At 41.0% G+C, this 19,193-nt stretch carries 23 protein-coding genes; 18 read left to right on the plus strand and 5 right to left on the minus strand.

Features of this window, described 5'->3' with window-relative positions:
- The first annotated feature begins 11 nt into the window (after window positions 1-11).
- From HNR43_RS08580 to HNR43_RS08595, 4 genes are all read left to right on the plus strand, one after another.
- Window positions 12-386 (plus strand): hypothetical protein, encoded by a 375-nt coding sequence (locus HNR43_RS08580; protein ID WP_183243032.1) that lies wholly within the window; start codon window positions 12-14, stop codon window positions 384-386.
- 1 nt (window position 387) lies between these two features.
- Complete coding sequence (locus tag HNR43_RS08585; protein WP_183243034.1) at window positions 388-1,149, plus strand: metallophosphoesterase; 762 nt, start codon at window positions 388-390, stop codon at window positions 1,147-1,149.
- Between the two features lie 82 nt (window positions 1,150-1,231).
- On the plus strand, window positions 1,232-2,152 hold the full coding sequence (locus HNR43_RS08590; RefSeq protein WP_183243036.1) for a MerR family transcriptional regulator: 921 nt from the start codon (window positions 1,232-1,234) through the stop codon (window positions 2,150-2,152).
- Window positions 2,153-2,233: 81 nt separating this feature from the next.
- Window positions 2,234-2,821, plus strand: a complete 588-nt coding sequence (locus HNR43_RS08595; RefSeq protein ID WP_032099910.1) for a genetic competence negative regulator — start codon at window positions 2,234-2,236, stop codon at window positions 2,819-2,821.
- A 27-nt stretch (window positions 2,822-2,848) separates the two neighbouring features.
- Here the strand turns inward: HNR43_RS08595 and HNR43_RS08600 are convergent, their stop codons facing one another.
- Window positions 2,849-3,535: a PIG-L deacetylase family protein gene (locus HNR43_RS08600; protein WP_183243038.1), complete on the minus strand. Its 687-nt coding sequence runs from the start codon at window positions 3,533-3,535 to the stop codon at window positions 2,849-2,851.
- A 183-nt stretch (window positions 3,536-3,718) separates the two neighbouring features.
- Here HNR43_RS08600 and HNR43_RS08605 point away from each other — a divergent pair, with 183 nt between their 5' ends.
- From HNR43_RS08605 to bioA, 4 genes are all read left to right on the plus strand, one after another.
- Window positions 3,719-4,984, plus strand: coding sequence for a Glu/Leu/Phe/Val family dehydrogenase (locus tag HNR43_RS08605; RefSeq protein ID WP_035046061.1), 1,266 nt, complete (start codon window positions 3,719-3,721; stop codon window positions 4,982-4,984).
- Window positions 4,985-5,055: 71 nt separating this feature from the next.
- Window positions 5,056-6,036, plus strand: a complete 981-nt coding sequence (locus HNR43_RS08610; protein ID WP_183243203.1) for a YpdA family putative bacillithiol disulfide reductase — start codon at window positions 5,056-5,058, stop codon at window positions 6,034-6,036.
- 80 nt (window positions 6,037-6,116) lie between these two features.
- The gene (gene bioD, locus HNR43_RS08615) at window positions 6,117-6,785 is read left to right on the plus strand and encodes a dethiobiotin synthase (protein ID WP_183243040.1); all 669 of its coding nucleotides are present in this window, start codon (window positions 6,117-6,119) and stop codon (window positions 6,783-6,785) included.
- Window positions 6,761-8,125, plus strand: a complete 1,365-nt coding sequence (gene bioA, locus HNR43_RS08620; protein ID WP_183243043.1) for an adenosylmethionine--8-amino-7-oxononanoate transaminase — start codon at window positions 6,761-6,763, stop codon at window positions 8,123-8,125. The genes bioD and bioA overlap by 25 nt, the downstream gene beginning before the upstream one ends.
- Before the next feature lie 11 nt (window positions 8,126-8,136).
- Here the strand turns inward: bioA and ypeB are convergent, their stop codons facing one another.
- From ypeB to prsW, 3 genes are all read right to left on the minus strand, one after another.
- Window positions 8,137-9,483, minus strand: coding sequence for a germination protein YpeB (gene ypeB / locus HNR43_RS08625; protein ID WP_183243045.1), 1,347 nt, complete (start codon window positions 9,481-9,483; stop codon window positions 8,137-8,139).
- Between the two features lie 12 nt (window positions 9,484-9,495).
- Complete coding sequence (gene sleB / locus HNR43_RS08630; protein ID WP_425486530.1) at window positions 9,496-10,353, minus strand: spore cortex-lytic enzyme; 858 nt, start codon at window positions 10,351-10,353, stop codon at window positions 9,496-9,498.
- Window positions 10,354-10,469: 116 nt separating this feature from the next.
- On the minus strand, window positions 10,470-11,144 hold the full coding sequence (prsW, locus tag HNR43_RS08635) for a glutamic-type intramembrane protease PrsW (RefSeq protein WP_183243049.1): 675 nt from the start codon (window positions 11,142-11,144) through the stop codon (window positions 10,470-10,472).
- A 138-nt stretch (window positions 11,145-11,282) separates the two neighbouring features.
- Between prsW and HNR43_RS08640 the strand changes: the two genes are divergently transcribed.
- From HNR43_RS08640 to fni, 6 genes are all read left to right on the plus strand, one after another.
- Window positions 11,283-11,942, plus strand: a complete 660-nt coding sequence (locus HNR43_RS08640; protein ID WP_183243051.1) for a flagellar brake protein — start codon at window positions 11,283-11,285, stop codon at window positions 11,940-11,942.
- Window positions 11,943-11,994: 52 nt separating this feature from the next.
- Window positions 11,995-12,174 carry a DUF5359 family protein gene (locus HNR43_RS08645; protein ID WP_183243053.1) on the plus strand — a complete coding sequence of 60 codons (180 nt, stop codon included), beginning with the start codon at window positions 11,995-11,997 and terminating at the stop codon, window positions 12,172-12,174.
- 75 nt (window positions 12,175-12,249) lie between these two features.
- Window positions 12,250-12,927 (plus strand): (d)CMP kinase, encoded by a 678-nt coding sequence (gene cmk / locus HNR43_RS08650; protein WP_183243055.1) that lies wholly within the window; start codon window positions 12,250-12,252, stop codon window positions 12,925-12,927.
- Window positions 12,927-13,508 carry a 1-acyl-sn-glycerol-3-phosphate acyltransferase gene (locus HNR43_RS08655; protein WP_183243057.1) on the plus strand — a complete coding sequence of 194 codons (582 nt, stop codon included), beginning with the start codon at window positions 12,927-12,929 and terminating at the stop codon, window positions 13,506-13,508. The genes cmk and HNR43_RS08655 overlap by 1 nt, the downstream gene beginning before the upstream one ends.
- Window positions 13,509-13,656: 148 nt before the next feature.
- A complete protein-coding gene (rpsA, locus tag HNR43_RS08660) occupies window positions 13,657-14,796 on the plus strand; it encodes a 30S ribosomal protein S1 (protein ID WP_183243059.1) in 1,140 nt (379 codons plus the stop codon).
- 13 nt (window positions 14,797-14,809) lie between these two features.
- Window positions 14,810-15,862: a type 2 isopentenyl-diphosphate Delta-isomerase gene (fni, locus tag HNR43_RS08665; protein WP_183243061.1), complete on the plus strand. Its 1,053-nt coding sequence runs from the start codon at window positions 14,810-14,812 to the stop codon at window positions 15,860-15,862.
- A 44-nt stretch (window positions 15,863-15,906) separates the two neighbouring features.
- On the opposite strand, the gene HNR43_RS08670 is transcribed toward fni, so the two are convergent.
- Complete coding sequence (locus HNR43_RS08670; protein ID WP_080730242.1) at window positions 15,907-16,011, minus strand: YpzI family protein; 105 nt, start codon at window positions 16,009-16,011, stop codon at window positions 15,907-15,909.
- Between the two features lie 99 nt (window positions 16,012-16,110).
- Here HNR43_RS08670 and HNR43_RS08675 point away from each other — a divergent pair, with 99 nt between their 5' ends.
- From HNR43_RS08675 to der, 4 genes are all read left to right on the plus strand, one after another.
- Window positions 16,111-16,710, plus strand: coding sequence for a YphA family membrane protein (locus tag HNR43_RS08675; protein ID WP_183243063.1), 600 nt, complete (start codon window positions 16,111-16,113; stop codon window positions 16,708-16,710).
- On the plus strand, window positions 16,707-17,603 hold the full coding sequence (locus tag HNR43_RS08680; protein ID WP_183243065.1) for a YIEGIA domain-containing protein: 897 nt from the start codon (window positions 16,707-16,709) through the stop codon (window positions 17,601-17,603). Before HNR43_RS08675 ends, HNR43_RS08680 begins: the two co-directional genes overlap by 4 nt.
- On the plus strand, window positions 17,600-17,782 hold the full coding sequence (locus HNR43_RS08685; protein WP_183243067.1) for a capping complex subunit for YIEGIA: 183 nt from the start codon (window positions 17,600-17,602) through the stop codon (window positions 17,780-17,782). The genes HNR43_RS08680 and HNR43_RS08685 overlap by 4 nt, the downstream gene beginning before the upstream one ends.
- A 90-nt stretch (window positions 17,783-17,872) precedes the next feature.
- The gene (gene der, locus HNR43_RS08690; RefSeq protein WP_183243069.1) at window positions 17,873-19,183 is read left to right on the plus strand and encodes a ribosome biogenesis GTPase Der; all 1,311 of its coding nucleotides are present in this window, start codon (window positions 17,873-17,875) and stop codon (window positions 19,181-19,183) included.
- Window positions 19,184-19,193 lie beyond the last annotated feature (10 nt).

The following is a 19,193-nucleotide window of genomic DNA, read 5'->3' on the forward strand; positions in this document are numbered from 1 at the left end:
GAGGGAGCAACATGTGGTTTCTTTTTATTGTTGGATTGTTATGTGGATATTTTATGATCGCTTGGACGCCAACGGTAGAGCCGTTCGTATTGGAAGTGTTTTTGACGGATATCATTTTCGATCCACTGAAAACATTTTTTGCGCTTGTTAGTTTTTTTATTGGTTTTATTTCCAATGCTATCTTAATTCGCTCAGCGACTTGGCATACGTTACAAGCGTGGCGAAAGGAAACAACGAACCGAAAAGAGCAATTTCTTTCGTATAGCGTATTGCTCACATTTTTTATATTGTCGATGATTGATGTCAAAAAAACGATAATTTTTTTTCTCTTTTCTTTTGCATATGGTATGATGTCAATGAACGTATACAAAGAGAGGGAAAGTTAATATGGTGTATATTATCGTAGCTTTTGTTGCATTTATGATATACATGTGGATCGAAGCGCATCGTCATCGAGTAGTTTTTCATTCATTATCATTTCCAACGTTTCCAGAAAGCTTTTCTCGCTTTCGTCTTTTTTTTATTTCAGATATTCATCGTCGACGTATATCTGAAACGTTTATTGATTCATTAAAAGGAAAAGTCGATCTTGTCATCATCGGCGGCGATTTAACTGAAAAAGGGGTCCCATTTTCACGTGTCAAACGAAATATTGAATTGTTAAAACAGCTCGGTCCTGTTTATTTTGTTTGGGGAAATAATGACTATGAAGTAGATTACCATGAGTTAGACGCACTACTACTTGAAAGCGGTGTGAAAATATTAGATAATACAGCGGTTACATTTGAAAGTGAGCGAGGTGATTGCATCGCTTTGCTCGGTGTTGATGATATGAATAAAAGGCGAGATCGGCTCGATCTTGCGTTAAGCGATGCAGAGCATACAACGTTTCGCATTCTCGTTAGTCATGATCCACGCATTATTGAAAAGATCATGCCACAACATCAAATTGCTCTCGTCTTAAGTGGACATACGCATGGTGGACAAATTCGTCTCGGACCGTTTGGCTTATATGAGAAAGGATGTTTGCAAAATATAAATGGAACGATGTTGCTTGTTAGCAACGGATATGGGACGACGACGCTCCCACTTCGTTTAGGTGCACGCGCAGAGACGCATCTCATTGAATTAAAACATGAAAAAAGTTAAGCAAAACCTATACAAATTTTACACACTTCCTTCACATCCGCTATAATGTTGACAGAATGACGCGAGATATGGAGGATTTTGTATGTCAACACAAGAAGGAAAATATAATGTGAAGGCGGTCTCAAACATGCTAGGGATTCAACCCGGGACGTTGCGAGCGTGGGAGCGCCGTTATCAAATTATTGCCCCACCGCGCAATGAAGCGGGACATCGCCTATATACAGAGGAACAAGTACAAATATTAAAATGGCTCATTGATAAGGTGAATCAAGGGTTTACAATTAGTCAAGCTATTTCGCTGTTAGAACAGCAACCGTCAGAAGTGCATACACAAGCAGAAGATCATGTCACTACACTACGCGAACGGTTATTGCAAGCCCTTTTATCATTTGAAGAGTGGACAGCACATGAATTGCTAAATGAGGCGTTCAGTTTATATACGGTTGAGAAGGTTGCGCTTGACATATTAAGTCCGCTTCTTGTAAAGATCGGGGACTTATGGGAAAATGAAAAAATTACGAGCGCGCATGAACATTTCGCTTCCGCCTTTTTACGCTCACGACTCGGTATGGCATTCTCTATGATTCCAGTGAATCGCTTGCTTCCAAAAACGATTTCCGTTTGTGGACCAAATGAATGGCATGAACTTGGATTACTTATTTTTACTTTATATTTGCGCAGAAGAGGTTATGAAACCATTTATTTAGGGGCAAGCATTCAACAACAAGATTTACCGATTGTTATTCATGAAGTGAAACCCTCATACCTCTTTTTATCTTGCACGTTACAACAAAATGTACGAGCGACACTACAACTTGTCGATCAATTGAAACAAACATATCCACATATTCGTATTGGAATTGGGGGACGGGCGTTTGATGAGATGGACGAACCAATGAAAAATAAGTATCGCGATCATCTTCTCGGACAGTCAAAAGAGCAATGGGATGAATGGTTAAAATCGAATGAAAAATACTTGTCTAAAAGGGAGAAAACGATGTAAACTCATTAGTAATATGACGAACATTTTTACACGTTCGTCATATGCTAACAGTAAAGTCTGTGTAGGTAAGGAGGGATGTTTATGCGGCTTGAACGCTTAAACTACAATAAAATTAAAATATTCCTCACATTTGATGATCTAGTCGAGCGCGGTTTGACGAAAGAAGATTTATGGAAAGACACGTTTAAAGTGCATGAACTATTTCGTGATATGATTGAGGAAGCAAGTGAGGAGCTCGGCTTTGAAATTAACGGGTCGGTCGCTGTTGAAGTGTACTCTTTACCGGCACAGGGCATGGTCGTGATCGTAACGAGCGAAGGTGAGATGACAGATGAGGAAGACGAGTTTAGCGATGATTATATTGAAATGCAAGTAACGCTAGATGAAAGCGATGATATATTTTTCGAATTTCAAACGTTTGAAGATGTCATTCAATTAGCAACGCGTCTTTATTCGCTCGGTTGTCATGGCGGCTCGCTTTACAGTTATGAAGGACGCTTTTATTTACATTTTGCTGAATCCGTTATCCCGACAGATGACTTTGTTGCTATTTTGGCTGAATATGGAAGTCCGTCCACATTGACGATTTATCGTGTCGAAGAGTACGGCAAAAAATTGATCGCCAACGAAGCGATCGCCCAACTATATAAATACTTTGTACAAAAATAACCTTCGCTCATGCGCGAAGGTTATTTTTTAAAATGGATAAGGTGGCTCACTTTCTTTGGACCATGCACGTATAAAGTATTCACGGTTTTGAAACTTATGAAACGAGTCATGATGAACAGTTGGGAACACGCGCTCGACAGATAAATGTTGCGTGCGGTGCGCAAGTAAAGCTTCGCGCACTTTTTTTGCTTCTTCATCTGTAAACGTAAAGACGATATCAATGTTTTCGATTGGATCGCCGTAGCGGTCAGGTCGCCCAACGACAGTTACATAATACAACTGTTCGACAATATGATCCATTGATGTTACTGCTTGATAGGTGGCGCGCTGAATCGCTTTGTGATCCTGGTGTCCAGAAATACCGTGTGGCGGAAAGGTCACGACAACGGTCGGTTTATATTGTTCAATCATAAGACGAATTGAATCAACAAGTTGTGTTTCGTATTCGAGTAGTTTTCCATCGGGATATGTACCGGTAACAACGTGATCAACACCTAAAATAGCTGCTGCCTGTTCTAATTCTTTTTTACGCACGTGAGGGAGCTGTTCCTTTGTACAAACTGGCGGATTTCCGCATTTCCCTGCATCGCCAAGTGTCGCGCTATATACGATCGTTTCGACATCCTCACGTTTGGCTAATGAGGCAAGCAATCCTCCAACCGTAAACGTTTCATCATCAGGATGTGCAAAACAAAATAAAATTCGTTTTTTCATCTTTCTCGCCCCTTTCTATTGTATGTTCATTATATCGCTTTCATATTGTGATGTGAATGATCGTTTTTTTTGAAAACGATTACAAAAAATCGATAAAAACTTCTTTGCATATGCGCATAGAAGGTGTATACTATGACATGAAAGGCGGACAATATTTTACAAAAGGTTATGGGAGGTTTACAAATGGTAGCCGAAAAGCATACCAACGAAGAAAAACATGATGTCCTACGAGCAACGCAAATCGTCATACATAGAGCACTTGAAAAGCTCGGATATCCTGAAGAGGTGTATGAGCTGTTGAAAGAGCCGTTGCGCATGTTAACGGTGAAAATTCCGGTGCGCATGGATGATGGCTCAGTAAAGGTGTTTACTGGCTACCGTGCACAGCATAACGATGCGGTCGGTCCAACTAAAGGGGGTATTCGCTTTCACCCGAATGTGACAGAACGAGAAGTGAAAGCACTTTCTATTTGGATGAGTTTAAAATGTGGGATTGTTGATTTACCGTATGGCGGTGGAAAAGGTGGAATCGTATGCGATCCACGTACAATGTCATTCCGTGAATTAGAGCGACTAAGTCGTGGTTACGTTCGCGCCATTAGCCAAATTGTCGGCCCAACGAAAGATATTCCTGCGCCTGATGTGTTTACAAATTCACAAATTATGGCGTGGATGATGGATGAATATAGCCGAATTGACGAATTTAACTCACCGGGATTCATTACAGGAAAACCGCTTGTACTCGGTGGTTCACACGGTCGTGAAACGGCAACAGCTAAAGGAGTTACAATTTGTATTCGTGAAGCGGCCAAAAAGCGCGGCATCGACTTAAAAGGCGCGCGTGTTGTTGTGCAAGGATTCGGTAACGCGGGAAGTTATTTAGCGAAGTTTATGCATGATGCTGGGGCGAAAGTGATCGGCATTTCTGATGCATACGGCGGTTTGTACGATCCAAATGGTCTTGATATTGATTACTTATTAGATCGTCGCGACAGCTTTGGTACAGTGACGAAGCTGTTTAAAAATACAATAACGAACAAAGAGTTGCTTGAATTAGAGTGCGACATTTTAGTGCCAGCTGCAATTGAAAACCAAATTACAGAAGAAAATGCGCACAACATTAAAGCGAAAATCGTTGTCGAAGCGGCAAACGGCCCAACGACATTAGAAGCGACAGAAATTTTAACGGAGCGTGGCATTTTAATCGTTCCTGACGTTCTAGCAAGCGCTGGTGGGGTAACGGTGTCTTACTTCGAATGGGTGCAAAATAATCAAGGATATTACTGGACAGAAGAAGAAGTGGAAGAAAAACTTGAAAAAGTGATGGTAAAAGCGTTTAATAACGTATATGAAACCGCACAAACACGTCGCGTTGATATGCGCTTGGCTGCATATATGGTCGGTGTGCGGAAAATGGCGGAAGCGTGCCGTTTCCGCGGTTGGATTTAATGTTTGCATGAATGCACGAAATCTCCTATCATTGTATGATAGGAGATTTTTTGAATTGGAGTGAGCGTCAAGTGAAAAAAGAACAAGTCATTATTGTCGGTGGAGGACCGTGTGGATTAGCAGCTGCGATTGCATTGCAAAACGCAAACTTTTCACCGCTTGTTATAGAAAAGGGTAATATTGTAAATTCAATATACCATTACCCGACACATCAAACATTTTTCAGCTCGAGTGATCGTTTAGAAATTGGCGGGGTACCGTTTATTACCGAAAATCGAAAGCCGAAACGCAATCAAGCGCTCGCTTATTACCGGGAAGTTGTGACGCGGAAAAATATTCGTGTTCATTCGTTTGAAAAAGTAGAGCGCGTGACGAAAAAAGCGGATGGAACGTTCATTGTGGAGACAAGTAAAGATATGTACGAAGCAACGTACGTCATTATTGCAACGGGGTATTATGACAATCCAAACTATATGAATGTACCTGGCGAACATTTGCCAAAAGTGACTCATTACTTTAAAGAAGCCCATCCGTACTACAATACAGACTGTGTCGTCATTGGCGGAAAAAACTCAAGTGTTGATGCAGCGCTAGAACTAGTAAAAGCGGGGGCGCGCGTCACCGTTTTATACCGCGGTTCACAATATTCTTCAAGCATTAAACCTTGGATTTTACCTGAGTTTGACTCGCTTGTGCGTCAAGGTGTCATTACGATGGAATTCAATGCCCATGTGAAAGAAATTACAGAAGATGCCGTCATTTATATAGTAAATGGTGAAGAAAAGAAAATAAAAAACGATTTTGTTTTTGCGATGACGGGATATCATCCTGATCACGATTTCTTAAAGAAAATGGGCGTTCATATTGATGCAGAAACAGGGCGACCAATGTACAACCCGGAAACGATGGAAACAAATGTAGAAGGTATTTTTATTGCCGGGGTTATTGCTGCTGGAAATAATGCCAATGAAATTTTTATCGAAAACGGTCGTTTCCATGGTGACTTCATTGCCACATGTATTGCCAAAAGAGAGAAAAAAGTGTCCGAGTAACGCTCGGGCATTTTTTTGTTGTTTTATATTGTTAACTATAATAAAATAAAAGTTAACAAATGGAGAGGGAGAGGAAGATCATGAAAGGTTTTTTTATTACAGGAACAGATACAGATGTCGGAAAAACATTTGTTACCGCTTGCATGTTGCGTACTCTTACCGATAAACGTATACGTGCAACGGCTTATAAGCCTGTGCAAAGCGGAGCGCAATGGCGAGATGGAAAATGGGTTGCGCCTGATGTGGACATGTATCGAAAAGTGATCAATGTGGCTGATGAAGATGGATGTACATATTTACTAAAAACTCCTTGCTCGCCACATCTCGCTGCAAAAATTGATGGGGTCACAATAGAACCAGATCGTATTTTGTTACATATGAGAAGGCTACAACAAACGCATGATTTCGTACTTGTCGAAGGTGCAGGAGGAATTGCCGTTCCGCTCGTTGACGAATCGTTTCTTGTTGCTCATTTAGCTCAGTTGTTATCTCTTCCGCTCATTATTGTTGCTCGAGCGAGTGTCGGAACGATTAACCATACGGTGTTAACCGTACAATATGCAAAATCATTTGGTTTACAAATAGCTGGCATTATCATGAACGGCTTTTCTACACCAAAAAATGAAATTGAACAAGAGAACATACGAATGATTGAAGCGATGACAAATATTCCAGTGATTGGTGAAATTCCGCATATGACGAACTTTTTACGATGTGAAATTGTATGGAGAAAGGAATGGTGGCAATGAACGAGTGGATTGAAAAAAGTAAAACATATTTATGGTTACCATTTACACAAATGAAAGATTATGAGCAACATCCACTCGTCATTGAAAGCGGTGAAGGTATTTTTTTGACAGATGTGAACGGAAAAACATATTATGACGGATATTCATCCCTTTGGTTAAACGTTCATGGTCATCGAAAAAAAGAAATTGACGATGCGATTCGGACTCAACTTGAACGAATTGCTCATTCGACGCTTTTAGGTGCAGCGAATGTTCCTGCTATTGCATTAGCTGAAAAATTAATCGAATGGACGCCAAGTCATTTAACGCGCGTGTTTTATTCGGATAGTGGAGCAGAAGCGGTAGAAATTGCGCTAAAAATCGCTTTTCAATATTGGCGGAATATCGGGGAAGATAAAAAACAAAAATTTGTCACGTTGACAAACGGCTATCACGGAGACACAGTTGGTGCCATTAGCGTCGGAGCCATCGACATTTTTCATACCGTATATGAACCGCTTATGTTTACGAGCTATAAAGCCCCATTTCCGCTTGTCTATCGTCATCCAAGCAACGATCCGAACATTGTGCGCGATGAAGCGTTAGAGGCATTACAAAAAATATTTGCCGAACATCATGAAGAAATTGCAGCGATGATTGTTGAAGGGATGATTCAAGGAGCAGGTGGCATGCATGTAATGCCACCAGGGTATTTAAAAGGAGTAGAGCAATTATGTCGGAAATATAACATTTTATTGATTGTCGATGAAGTAGCTACGGGCTTTGGACGAACAGGGAAGCGATTTGCGATTGAGCATGAAGGTGTGAAACCTGATATATTGACGGTTGCAAAAGGTATTACGGGCGGTTATTTGCCAATTGCTGCTACATTGACAACTGAAACGATTTATGAAGCGTTTTATGGCGATTATACAGAGTTTAAAACGTTTTTCCATGGACATTCTTATACAGGGAACCAGCTCGGTTGTGCGGCTGCTTTAGCTAACATAGAAATTTTTGAGCGTGAGCGACTGATGGAACAAATAGAGAAAAAGGCGGTGTTTGTTGCTGAACAACTTGCATCGTTTACTGAGCTCGATCATGTTGGTGATGTGCGCCAGCTTGGACTCATGTGTGGCATCGAACTTGTGCGTGATCGTCATACACACGAACCATATCCATGGGCGGAACGGATGGGATATAAAACTACGCTAACGATGAGGGAAAAAGGGATGTTAACACGTCCGCTCGGGGATGTCATCGTCTTTATGCCGCCGTTAGCTAGTACGTTTGAACAATTAGAAGCTATGATCACGATCATGCGCGATGCCATCATCGAAACGACAGAAAAAAGGGGCTAATTGCTAGCCCCTTATATTTCGCCATATATAGGTTCAGGATTTTGAAGTTTTTCTACTTTTTCTTCGATTCCATTTTGTGCATTAATGAAAATGCGGTACGTGTCGTCCCCGAGCGTTCCTAAAAATTCATAGCAAAGTACTTCTTGATTTACATTGTTCATAATAATCGCTTTTCTTTCTTCCATGATGGTGACATTCGGATTTATTTTTTGTCGTGCTTGTTCAATCGAAATGGCTGGTTTTGGAATGGTTCGTTCACGCTTTGACGATAAGTAGTCGCGAGCGGAAAAGCCAATAATGTTTCCATCGTCTAGTGCGATTTTCATTTTAATTGATTCAGGATAAATACGAACACCGTCTTGTGCTGTGACGAACGTGAGCACAGCGACATGGTCATACTGGGTGCTTTCGTACAGTTCGAAGTTGTTGAATTTATGTTGCTTTAAAAAGCGAAGCCCGCGCATCGTTGCGTCATTTAAACTAATGTTTTGTTTGTTGACAGGACGATTTTCAATAACCCAAATCGGATATCCTCCTTTTTCTGTAATATCCATATACGTTTCACTCTTTGTTTTTGGATTTTTAATCGTCACACTATAAAACGCATCACTCGCTCCTTCGCCGCTATGAACAACTTGTATTTCCTCATTTCCTTTTAGACCGAGAAATGTTTTGGCAATTTGTTTTGCTTGTTCTTTAGTAATCTTCTTTCCAGAAATATGTTCAAACCCTTTCGCTCGCTTTTCAACGCTTGTGAACGAAGGGCCGAAATCGGTTTCGTTATAAGATTGAACGTTTTTTTCTACTGTTTTAAATCCATCAATAATCGTGTTGTCATTTGGACGGTTGTTTGTCGCGAGTGCCAGCTCAACATCCATCCACCGCAAGTTGTTTTCTAATACGAGATGTTGCACGTTTCGCAACTCTTGTTGAATATCAGCAGATTTTTTATATAGTTGTTGTAATGTTTTATATTCTTCACTATTTAACGGTTGTTTATCCAAATCCCGAATCGCCGCGCGGTAGCTAAATGAACCAATATTAGACAAAAACTCTTCTGTTTTATTAAAAGGTAAAAGAGAAAGAGGGAGCTGTCCAACAGTTGCGTGCGCTTCCGAGGCAAGACGCCATACTTCCGCAAGCGCTGGTGACAAAGATTGACGGGAGTTCATCGCAAGCGTTGTTCCAATTTGATCGTGAAGCAAGTCAATTTGATACGTTAAATCGTGAAATGCACGTTGATAGTTGTTTTCCGCATGAATCAAAATCGCATTTTTTTGTTGGTGTTCTCGATAACCCCAATATGCTGTGCCAGCAATGCCAATCGATAGGGCGGCAATGAGTAAAATTCGTAGCAAAAAACTCCCCTCCTATTTGCAAAAAATATGTTTTCCAATTTGTTTAATTTGCGGACGACTCCAAATCCATCCGTTTGTCGCTGTGTTTGGATTGAAATAATATAGCGCTCCACTAGATGGATCCCATCCGTTTAACGCATCAAGTACCGCCTTGCGAGACGTTTCATTTGGGGTGAGCCAAATTTGTCCGTCCGCGACAGCTGTAAACGCTCCTGGTTCAAAAATGACGCCAGCGACTGTGTTTGGAAACGAAGGGCTATTGATGCGATTTAAAATGACTGCTGCAACAGCTACTTGGCCGATATATGGTTCACCGCGTGCTTCACCATGCACAGCGTTCGCCATCAGTTGTATATCATTTTGTGAAAAGCCGTTTGGGACGTTTACTGCAGCCGTTTTTACACGTTTTACAGCTGTTTGCTGAGGACTTGCCGTTTTGTTTGCTTGTTTATTTGTTGTTCTCGTTGCAGTTGCTTGATTTTTGGCTTTCGTTTGACGTACCTTGACTTGTTTGCTTAATGGGATGCCACCGTAATGAGTAAACGTGTTTCCTTTTCGTAAATTGCTATGAACAAACGATTTGTAATATTTTGAGGCCTGCACTAATTTTTGTTTTGTCGTTTCTCCGACTAAACCGTCTATAGGCAACTTAAATTTGTATTGAAAGTTGCGTAACGCCCAATACGTTCGCCAACCAAATACCCCATCAATTTTCCCTCTATAAAAGCCGAGGTATTGCAATCTTGCCTGTAGCTCAATGACATCATCACCGACAGCTCCGCGTTGAATGACTTGTTTAGAAAATGCATGCGCCTGCGATGTATAACTAAACGAAAAAATCAAAAATAAACAAATGAACCATTTGCGCATTGTGACTCCTCCCTTGATGTGTAAACAATACCTTTTAACGCTATTTTTTGTCACAATGACGTTTTTATACATGAGAAAAATGAAAGGAATGAAATGACATAATAAAAAGCCAAGCGTTATGCCCGGCTTGATGATTGTGCGATTTCTATCGTCATCCCTCTCGCAAGTTTGACTTTTCGTAAAGCGAGCCACCATAAAAAAATCATAAATGGAAGCATGTAGTATATCCAACGTTCTTGTGTTAATAAAATATAGTCATATATGCCATGAAATAAAAATGGGAAAAGGAAAGAAAACCATATATAATTTCTTTGTTTTTTAGGCAAACCAAATTTCGCTTTTCCTAAGTAAAAACCCATGATGACACCAAACAATGCATGGCTTGACACAGGTAAAAGCGCACGAGTAACGGCAAATTCCACCCCATTTGCAAACAAATATAAAATGTTTTCAAGCGTAGCGAACCCGAGCGATACGCTTACTCCATAAACAATGCCATCATAAGGTTCGTTGAATTCCCGATGATCATAAATGGCATAGTAAAATACAAACCATTTGAAAAACTCTTCCAATAAACTTGTTGATAAAAATGCTTCAACAAAAGGATTTGGTAACATATGTTCAATTTTCAATACGTGCTGGATAAACATAAGGGGGAAGACTAGAAATGCACCATATAAAAACATGCGCAAAACGAGTGATAACGGTTCCGTTTCGTATTCATCTTTCAAATAAAAATAACTGAGCAACGCTAGTCCGGGAGCAATGCCCGCAGAAATAATAGCCCACATAAATTCTTCCTCGTTCCCAATTCTTTTCTTTTCATTTTGATGGTATCATGTTATTGTCAAATTGAAAATGCTATAAGGTGTATTTTTCATATACCAAATAGAAAGATGGAAATGTTTTTAGCGAGGGGGATCTACACATTGATTAAAATAGGGGTGCCGTTAACGCTTGAGCCAAAATATAGCGAACAAATGGAGAAATATAAGTGTAAAGTAGCTGAAATGGAGGAAGGGAAAATTTATATTGATTATCCAATTGATATGAGCACAAATCGCACAGCATTTCTGTTAGACGGAACGCAACTAAAAGTCAGTTTTGTCGGGGAAGATGAAGCCGTTTATGCGTTTGAAGCGGAAGTGTTAGGTCGCACAAAACGAAACATTCCGTTGCTCATTTTATCATATCCCGGGGACAATCACCTTCTACGCATTCAACGTCGTCAGTTCGTACGTGTGGAAGCGATTGTTGACGTTGCTGTTCATCCTCTCAATGATGAGTTTGTTCCATTTACGACAGTGACAAGCGACATAAGTGCTGGGGGAGCAGCAATTGTATTGCCGCATCACGAAACAGGGCTAAAGCATGGGATGACCATTGAAATTTGGCTCGTGCTACATATGCGATCAGGGGATTATCATTATTTACGTTTTCCTGCACGTGTTGTTCGTATATTTGAAGAAAACGTTGCAAAAGCATCTTTGCAGTTTTTAGAAGTGAGCGATGTCGATCGCCTCACATTAATTCGTTACAGCTTTGAAAAACAGCTTGAGTTAAGAAAAAAGGAGCAGTTTGACGCATAAATCGATACGTTCTCTCCCATAATAAATAAAAAAGACAGAGAGGGAGAAACGAGTGAAGACAGTTGAACGCATGTTATGGAAGCTAGCAATCATTCAATTTATTTTTTTACTTATTGCCCAATTTGTCGTCTCTCATTCGTCGTTGGCTCCTTATATTGTGAAAGTCGTTCATTACGAAGGTGTCATGAAAAATTCCGTATTAAAAACGATTGAAACATTCGACCGACGATAAGTGGTATGGTACAATATAAGAAGCAGGGGCGTTCCTGCTTTTTTGTTGAAAACAAAAAGATTGACAGGAGGCATTATGGAGAAGAAACTTTCGATCGCGATTGATGGACCGGCAGCTGCTGGAAAAAGCACGGTCGCGAAACGATTAGCAGAAGCATTGTCTTACGTTTATATTGATACAGGAGCGATGTATCGCGCCTTAACATATTGTGCCCTTCAACGCGGCGTAGATGTTCATAACGAAAAACAATTAATGAATGTACTTCATGATACATATATTGAATTAAAGCCGTCGCCAAGTGGACAGCTTGTGTTTGCAAACGGTGAAGATGTGACCGAAGTTATTCGAACGAATGATGTCACAAACAACGTATCGTATGTAGCAAAACATTCGGCTGTGCGCGAAGAAATGGTCAAACGTCAGCGTGAGTTAGGTCGACATGGCGGCGTGGTCATGGACGGTCGCGATATCGGCACGCATGTGCTGCCACATGCTGAAGTGAAAATTTTTTTGCTTGCTTCTGTTGAAGAGCGAGCTAAACGGCGCCATGAAGAAAATGTAAAAAGGGGTATTCCGTCTGATTTCGAGCAACTAAAAGAAGAAATTGCTCGGCGTGACCAAATTGATTCTGAACGTGCGGTTGCTCCATTAAAAAAAGCAGAGGACGCAATTGAAATTGATACGACATCGTTATCGATTGATGAGGTTGTCGATCGTATTATGCGCATCGTTCAAGAAAGGGTGGAGGGGTAGTGAGTTTTTACACGTTTGCCCGTACAGTTGTAAAACAAGTGCTTACTCCGCTTTACCGTATTGAAGTAAGTGGGGTAGAGCATATCCCAAAGGAAGGTGCTGTCATTATTTGTGCCAATCATATTAGCAACTTAGATCCGCCTGTCGTCGGCATTACATGTCCGCGCCCAGTTCATTTTATGGCAAAAGAAGAATTGTTTCGCACACCTATTGTTAAACAACTTGTCTCCCGCTTACATGCGTTTCCCGTTCGTCGTGGAATGGGCGACCGTGAGGCATTGAGAACAGGTTTAGCTTTATTGAAAGAAAAAAAAGTACTCGGATTATTTCCAGAAGGAACGCGAAGTAAAGATGGAAAATTGAAAAAAGGGCTGGCAGGAGCAGGATTTTTTGCGTTGCGTAGCGAAGCGGTTGTTGTGCCGTGTGCTATTATCGGTCCTTATCGTGTTGGGAAAAAGTTAAAAGTCGTATACGGTGCTCCAATTGATTTTGCGCCGTGGCGAGAAAGAAGAGCAAGTGCTGATGAAGTAACAGCAGTCATTATGGAACACATTCAACAACTTTTGCATAAACATCAATAGTTATGACTTGACAAAATGGATGTTTTAATACAGATTAGTAAAAAAGGAATTTTTTTCTTTGTGTCAAATGGACGAGCACATCGTTGTTCGCCCATTGAACATATATTTCTGTCGTCGAGCAGGTGTGGAGTGTAAGGAGGTATTCACTATGGAAGAGATGAATCAAGTTGATGTGCGTGTCTATGAAGTAGGCGACACAGTGAAAGGCCAAGTAACGAAAGTAGAAGACAAGCAAGTGCTTGTAGATGTCGAGGGAAGCAAGCTAGTTGGTATTATCCCAATTAGTGAGCTATCAAGCCTTCATATCGAGAAAGCAAGCGATGTACTTTCAGTCGGAGATGCAGTTATTGCACAAGTGAAAAAAGTAGAAGATGAAGCCCTTATTTTATCGAAAAAGGCTGCAGATGCAGAAAAGGCATGGGCAGATCTCGAGCGAAAACACGCAAACGGTGAAACGTTTGATGTGGTTGTAAAAGATATTGTAAAAGGTGGACTTGTGGCGGATGTTGGTGTCCGTGCATTCATTCCGGCTTCGCTTGTTGAGAAAGATTTTGTCGAGGATTTCACAGACTATAAAGGACGTACATTAACTGTAAAAGTTGTAGAGCTTGATCGTGAAAAAAATCGCGTTGTTTTATCACATCGGGCGGTTGTAGAAGAAGAAGAATCATCGAAAAAGAAAGCCGTATTACAGTCGCTTCAAGTCGGTCAAGTGCTTGAAGGAACGGTGGTACGTATGGCCAACTTCGGCGTGTTTGTCAATATTGGCGACATTGATGGTCTTGTACATATTTCTCAACTTGCTCATACACGTGTAGATCATCCATCAGACGTCGTAAAAGAAGGCGATGTTGTAAAAGTGAAAGTGCTTGCGATTGATGAGGAAAACGGACGCGTTTCTTTATCAATGAAAGCGGCGCTTCCAGCTCCTTGGGACGGCATTGAACAAAAAATAAAAGAAGGCGACGTACTAGAAGGCACAGTCAAACGTTTAGCCCCATTTGGAGCGTTTGTCGAAGTGTTTCCAGGCGTCGAAGGCCTTGTTCATATTTCTCAAATTTCAACGAAACATATTGGCACGCCGCATGAAGTGTTAAAAGAAGGCGATGTCGTAAAAGTAAAAGTGCTTGCCGTAAGCGAACAAGAGAAACGCTTATCATTAAGCATTCGTGAGTTGCTTGAAGATGATGTGCAAGAAGACTATCGTGAATATACAACTTCAACAGAAACGACGACAGGATTTCAAATTGGTGAAGTGATTGGAGAGCAGTTAAAAAAATTAAAATAAAATGGTGATCGCAGTGGAACGTGCAAAACGAAAATTACAACATATTGAATACGCCCTTGCAACAGGACAGCGTCGCTTGCACGGATTTGAAGATATTACATTTGTGCATAATAGCTTGCCGAATATTTCCACTGCTCATATCGACTTACAAACAAACATCGGCGAACTTTCATTACGTTCGCCGATTTTCATTAATGCGATGACAGGTGGCGGAGGCGACGAAACAGTCAAAATCAACGAGCAGCTCGCCTATATCGCTAAGCAGTGTGGTATAGCTATGGCGGTTGGCTCACAAATGGCTGCCTTAAAAGATGAACGAGAGCGACAGTCGTTTACAATTATTCGAAAAGTCAATACACATGGCATTGTGTTCGCTAACTTAGGCAGCGAAGCAACGGTTGACGAAGCAAAACGTGCCGTTGATATGATCGAGGCGAACGCCCTTCAAATTCATTTAAACGTCGTTCAAGAGCTCGTCATGCCTGAAGGAGATCGTAATTTTTGTGGGGCGCTTTCACGCATTGAGCAAATTGCCTCTGCTGTCGATGTGCCTGTGATCGTCAAAGAAGTCGGGTTTGGAATGAGCAAAGAGACGGCACGAAAGTTAGAAAATGTAGGTGTATGTGCCGTTGACGTCGGAGGCTTCGGAGGAACAAACTTTGCACAAATTGAAAATAAACGGCGTGAAAATCAACTTTCGTATTTTAATGAATGGGGAATAACGACGACAGCATCGATTGCGGAAGTGGCGTCCGAAATTCAACGTATAAGCATTATTGGGAGCGGAGGAGTGCAACATGCACTCGATGTGGCCAAATGTATTGCGCTCGGTGCTTCTGCGGTAGGCATGGCGGGTTATATGTTGCGCTTCTTAATCGAGCAAGGCATAGAGGCGTTAATCGCAGAAATTCATCGCCTGCATGAAGACTTAACGCTCATCATGACCGCACTTGGTACAGAAACGATTGCAGACTTACAAAAAGCACCTCTCGTTATTACGGGAAAAACGCATCATTGGTTGCGCGAACGCGGCGTCGACACGACGCGTTATAGTCAACGCTCATAAAAAGGTGTCCCGAAAAAAGCCGGGGCACCTTTTTGTGTAGATCGTTATTTTTCTATTTTTGTGCTGCCTTTAAAATTTTTCGCTGGATCACGATCCGATTCAACGCGATGTGATTGCTTTAACTTCTTCTCTTGGCGATCTTTCCCCATCTATATCCCTCCTCGTTTTTTATTTTGTCCGTCCTCTTTTTTTACATGCAAAGATTAAATTTTTAAAAATAAGACATAATGGAAAGTGGAGGTGTGACGGTGGAAGGAGGTTATTTTTATTGGGTTTCCTGGTTTTTATGGATTGTTTACACATTTTTTGCCCCAAAAAATCGTATCCGCCTGCTTATTTGCCTATATATTTTATTACTAATTACGTTGTCTGCGTATGATGTAACTATTTATTCGTTCCACATGTCGCTTGCATACATCTTGATGTTGATCGTTAGTTACTCTTTTGTCATGAAAAAAACAGGGAGATCATTTATTTATTTTGCATTCGCAAGCGCAAGTTTGACCATGTTGTATGCCGCATTTCATTTTTTATTATTGTTCGATCCGGTTTGGGTGTTTATTGAAGCGACATGGTTGTTAGTTTTCGCACTTTTGTTTGCATCGTTTGCCTTGTATCGCTCATTTTATGATCGCTTACTTGTGTTGACGGTCGGATGTTGTCAAGGTGATTTCTTATATGCATTTGTGTTAAAGCAATTTTCTTTTCCTTATTTGATCGGTTCCCTTTCTTTTTTGGATGGCTGGGCGTTAGCAACAGCGTGTTTATTTTTATGGAAATGGATTGAGCAATTACCAATGTATGTTGATGGTCGATTTCAAAAGCGGGCAAAGGAGGTTAAGACGTGAACGAATATACGTATCCGATTTTATTTGGCGTAACCATTGGTGTATTAACGAGACTGTATTTATTAAAAACAGACTATCGTCAATATCCGACGTATTTACACGGGAAAATTATTCATATTGCTTTAGGGTTTATTGCAGCTGGGCTTGGAACGATTGCGGTGCCAGCCATTATGGAAAAAGAGTTTGCAGCCATCACATTTTTAGCATTAGCTGCCTCTCAATTTCGCGATGTGCGCAACATGGAACGAAATACGTTAAATGAGCTTGATCAATATGAGCTCGTCCCGCGTGGTAAGACGTATATTGAAGGAATTGCGATTGTTTTTGAAGGGAGAAACTATTTAGTTATTTTTGCATCATTTTTAAGCACGTTCGCCTATTTAGTTTGGAACATATGGCTTGGGCTTGTTGGGGCTGTCATTTCATTTATCGTTGCACGCAAACTAATGTCTGGTAGCCGACTCGGTGACATTGTCGAAGTGGAATACGTGAAGCCGCATTTTAAAGGAGCCGGATTGTATGTGGACAATATTTATATTATGAATATCGGTTTAGAAGCACGGCGCGAAGAAATTTTACGATATGGCATGGGATTTATTTTAAAACCGAAAAACTTTAACGCTCGCTCAACTATCGCAAATCTCGGGCAACGCCAAGCGATTTTACATGATATTTCAACGGCATTAGGTGTGTATCGCGATTCCGGCACACCAGCGCTTGTGCCACTTGCTAAGCGCGATTTGGATGATGGTCGAGTTGGCATTTTCATTTTACCGCAAGAAAAAGATGTGGAAAAAGCTAAAGCGATCATTCGTAACGTACCGACGTTAGAAAATGCGATTCGTATGCCAACGAAATCCGAAACGAATCAGGCAGGGAAGGTGTTAAGATGACTGTAGAAAAAATGATTTTAGCTGTCATTACGACGTCACCGCATAAAGTGGTTGGCGGGATGACGTTCGTTTGTGAAAGTGATGAAGAAATGCAGCGCATTGCAGCCAATTTAGAGGCGATTTTAGATGGCATTGCTCACGCATTAAGCGACGATTTGCTCATTATTGTGAAACATTGATTTTTTTGATAAAATGGGAAAGCTAGCCCCTTCAGTGGAAGGGCTTCTTTTTTGTTCGGGTTTCGAATTTTAGTGAAGGAGTGTGAGAATATGTCGAAACCAGTTGTAGCGATCGTTGGTCGCCCAAATGTCGGGAAATCGACGATTTTTAATCGTATTGTTGGGGAACGTATTTCGATTGTAGAAGATGTGCCGGGAGTGACACGTGACCGGATTTATAGTAGCGCAGAATGGTTAAACACAACGTTTAACATTATTGATACCGGTGGAATTGACATTGGTGATGAACCTTTATTAACGCAAATTCGTCAACAAGCTGAAATTGCAATTGATGAGGCGGACGTCATTATTTTTATGACGAATGGTCGTGACGGTGTCACAGCAGCGGACGAAGAAGTAGCGAAAATTTTATACCGTTCTAATAAACCAGTTGTCTTAGCTGTAAACAAAATTGACAATCCAGATATGCGTGAAAACATTTACGATTTTTATACGCTCGGATTCGGAGAGCCGATTCCGATCTCTGGTACGCATGGATTAGGAATCGGGGATTTGTTAGATGCAGTCGTTTCACATTTTCCTAAACGTGAAACGAAAGAATACGATGCGGATGTCATTAAGTTTTGTTTAATCGGTCGCCCGAATGTTGGGAAATCATCCCTTGTTAACGCGATTTTAGGAGAAGAACGGGTCATTGTTAGCGATATAGCAGGAACGACACGCGATGCAATTGACACGACGTTTAAGCGAGACGGACAAGAATATGTCATTATTGATACAGCAGGAATGCGCAAAAGAGGAAAAGTGTATGAAAGTACCGAAAAATATAGTGTACTACGAGCGCTAAAAGCGATTGAGCGTTCTGATGTTGTGCTTGTCGTCATTAACGCAGAAGAAGGCATTATTGAACAAGATAAGAAAATCGCTGGATATGCACATGAAGCCGGCCGTGGTGTCGTTATCGTTGTAAACAAATGGGATGCGATCGAAAAAGATGAAAAGACGATGAATGAGTTTGAGAAAAAAATTCGTGATCATTTTCAATTTCTTGATTATGCTCCAATTGTATTCGTTTCTGCAAAAACGAAACAGCGATTGCACAAGTTGCTACCAGTTATTCAAATGGTCAGCGAAAATCATGCGATGCGCGTCCAAACAAACGTATTAAATGAAGTACTTATGGATGCGATTGCGATGAATCCGACACCGACACATAATGGACAACGATTAAAAATTTATTACATGACACAAGTCGCAGTAAAACCACCGACGTTTGTTGTATTTGTTAACGATCCTGAACTCATGCATTTTTCGTATGAGCGCTTTCTAGAAAACCGTATTCGTGATACGTTCGGATTTGAAGGAACGCCAATAAAAATCATTGCACGTCCGCGAAATTAAGGGGGGGATC

This window comes from Anoxybacillus mongoliensis (genome assembly GCF_014201515.1).
In the GTDB taxonomy this organism is placed as follows: Bacteria; Bacillota; Bacilli; order Bacillales; family Anoxybacillaceae; genus Anoxybacillus; species Anoxybacillus mongoliensis.

Excerpts from the sequence above, each read along its gene's own strand:
- HNR43_RS08580 (WP_183243032.1), top strand. The coding sequence starts at position 12 with ATGTGGTTTCTTTTTATTGTTGGATTGTTATGTGGATATTTTATGATC.
- HNR43_RS08585 (WP_183243034.1), top strand. The coding sequence starts at position 388 with ATGGTGTATATTATCGTAGCTTTTGTTGCATTTATGATATACATGTGG.
- HNR43_RS08590 (WP_183243036.1), top strand. The coding sequence starts at position 1,232 with ATGTCAACACAAGAAGGAAAATATAATGTGAAGGCGGTCTCAAACATG.
- HNR43_RS08595 (WP_032099910.1), top strand. The coding sequence starts at position 2,234 with ATGCGGCTTGAACGCTTAAACTACAATAAAATTAAAATATTCCTCACA.
- HNR43_RS08600 (WP_183243038.1), bottom strand. The coding sequence starts at position 3,535 with ATGAAAAAACGAATTTTATTTTGTTTTGCACATCCTGATGATGAAACG.
- HNR43_RS08605 (WP_035046061.1), top strand. The coding sequence starts at position 3,719 with ATGGTAGCCGAAAAGCATACCAACGAAGAAAAACATGATGTCCTACGA.
- bioD (WP_183243040.1), top strand. The coding sequence starts at position 6,117 with ATGAAAGGTTTTTTTATTACAGGAACAGATACAGATGTCGGAAAAACA.
- bioA (WP_183243043.1), top strand. The coding sequence starts at position 6,761 with ATGGAGAAAGGAATGGTGGCAATGAACGAGTGGATTGAAAAAAGTAAA.
- sleB (WP_425486530.1), bottom strand. The coding sequence starts at position 10,353 with ATGCGCAAATGGTTCATTTGTTTATTTTTGATTTTTTCGTTTAGTTAT.
- prsW (WP_183243049.1), bottom strand. The coding sequence starts at position 11,144 with ATGTGGGCTATTATTTCTGCGGGCATTGCTCCCGGACTAGCGTTGCTC.
- cmk (WP_183243055.1), top strand. The coding sequence starts at position 12,250 with ATGGAGAAGAAACTTTCGATCGCGATTGATGGACCGGCAGCTGCTGGA.
- rpsA (WP_183243059.1), top strand. The coding sequence starts at position 13,657 with ATGGAAGAGATGAATCAAGTTGATGTGCGTGTCTATGAAGTAGGCGAC.
- HNR43_RS08670 (WP_080730242.1), bottom strand. The coding sequence starts at position 16,011 with ATGGGGAAAGATCGCCAAGAGAAGAAGTTAAAGCAATCACATCGCGTT.
- HNR43_RS08685 (WP_183243067.1), top strand. The coding sequence starts at position 17,600 with ATGACTGTAGAAAAAATGATTTTAGCTGTCATTACGACGTCACCGCAT.
- der (WP_183243069.1), top strand. The coding sequence starts at position 17,873 with ATGTCGAAACCAGTTGTAGCGATCGTTGGTCGCCCAAATGTCGGGAAA.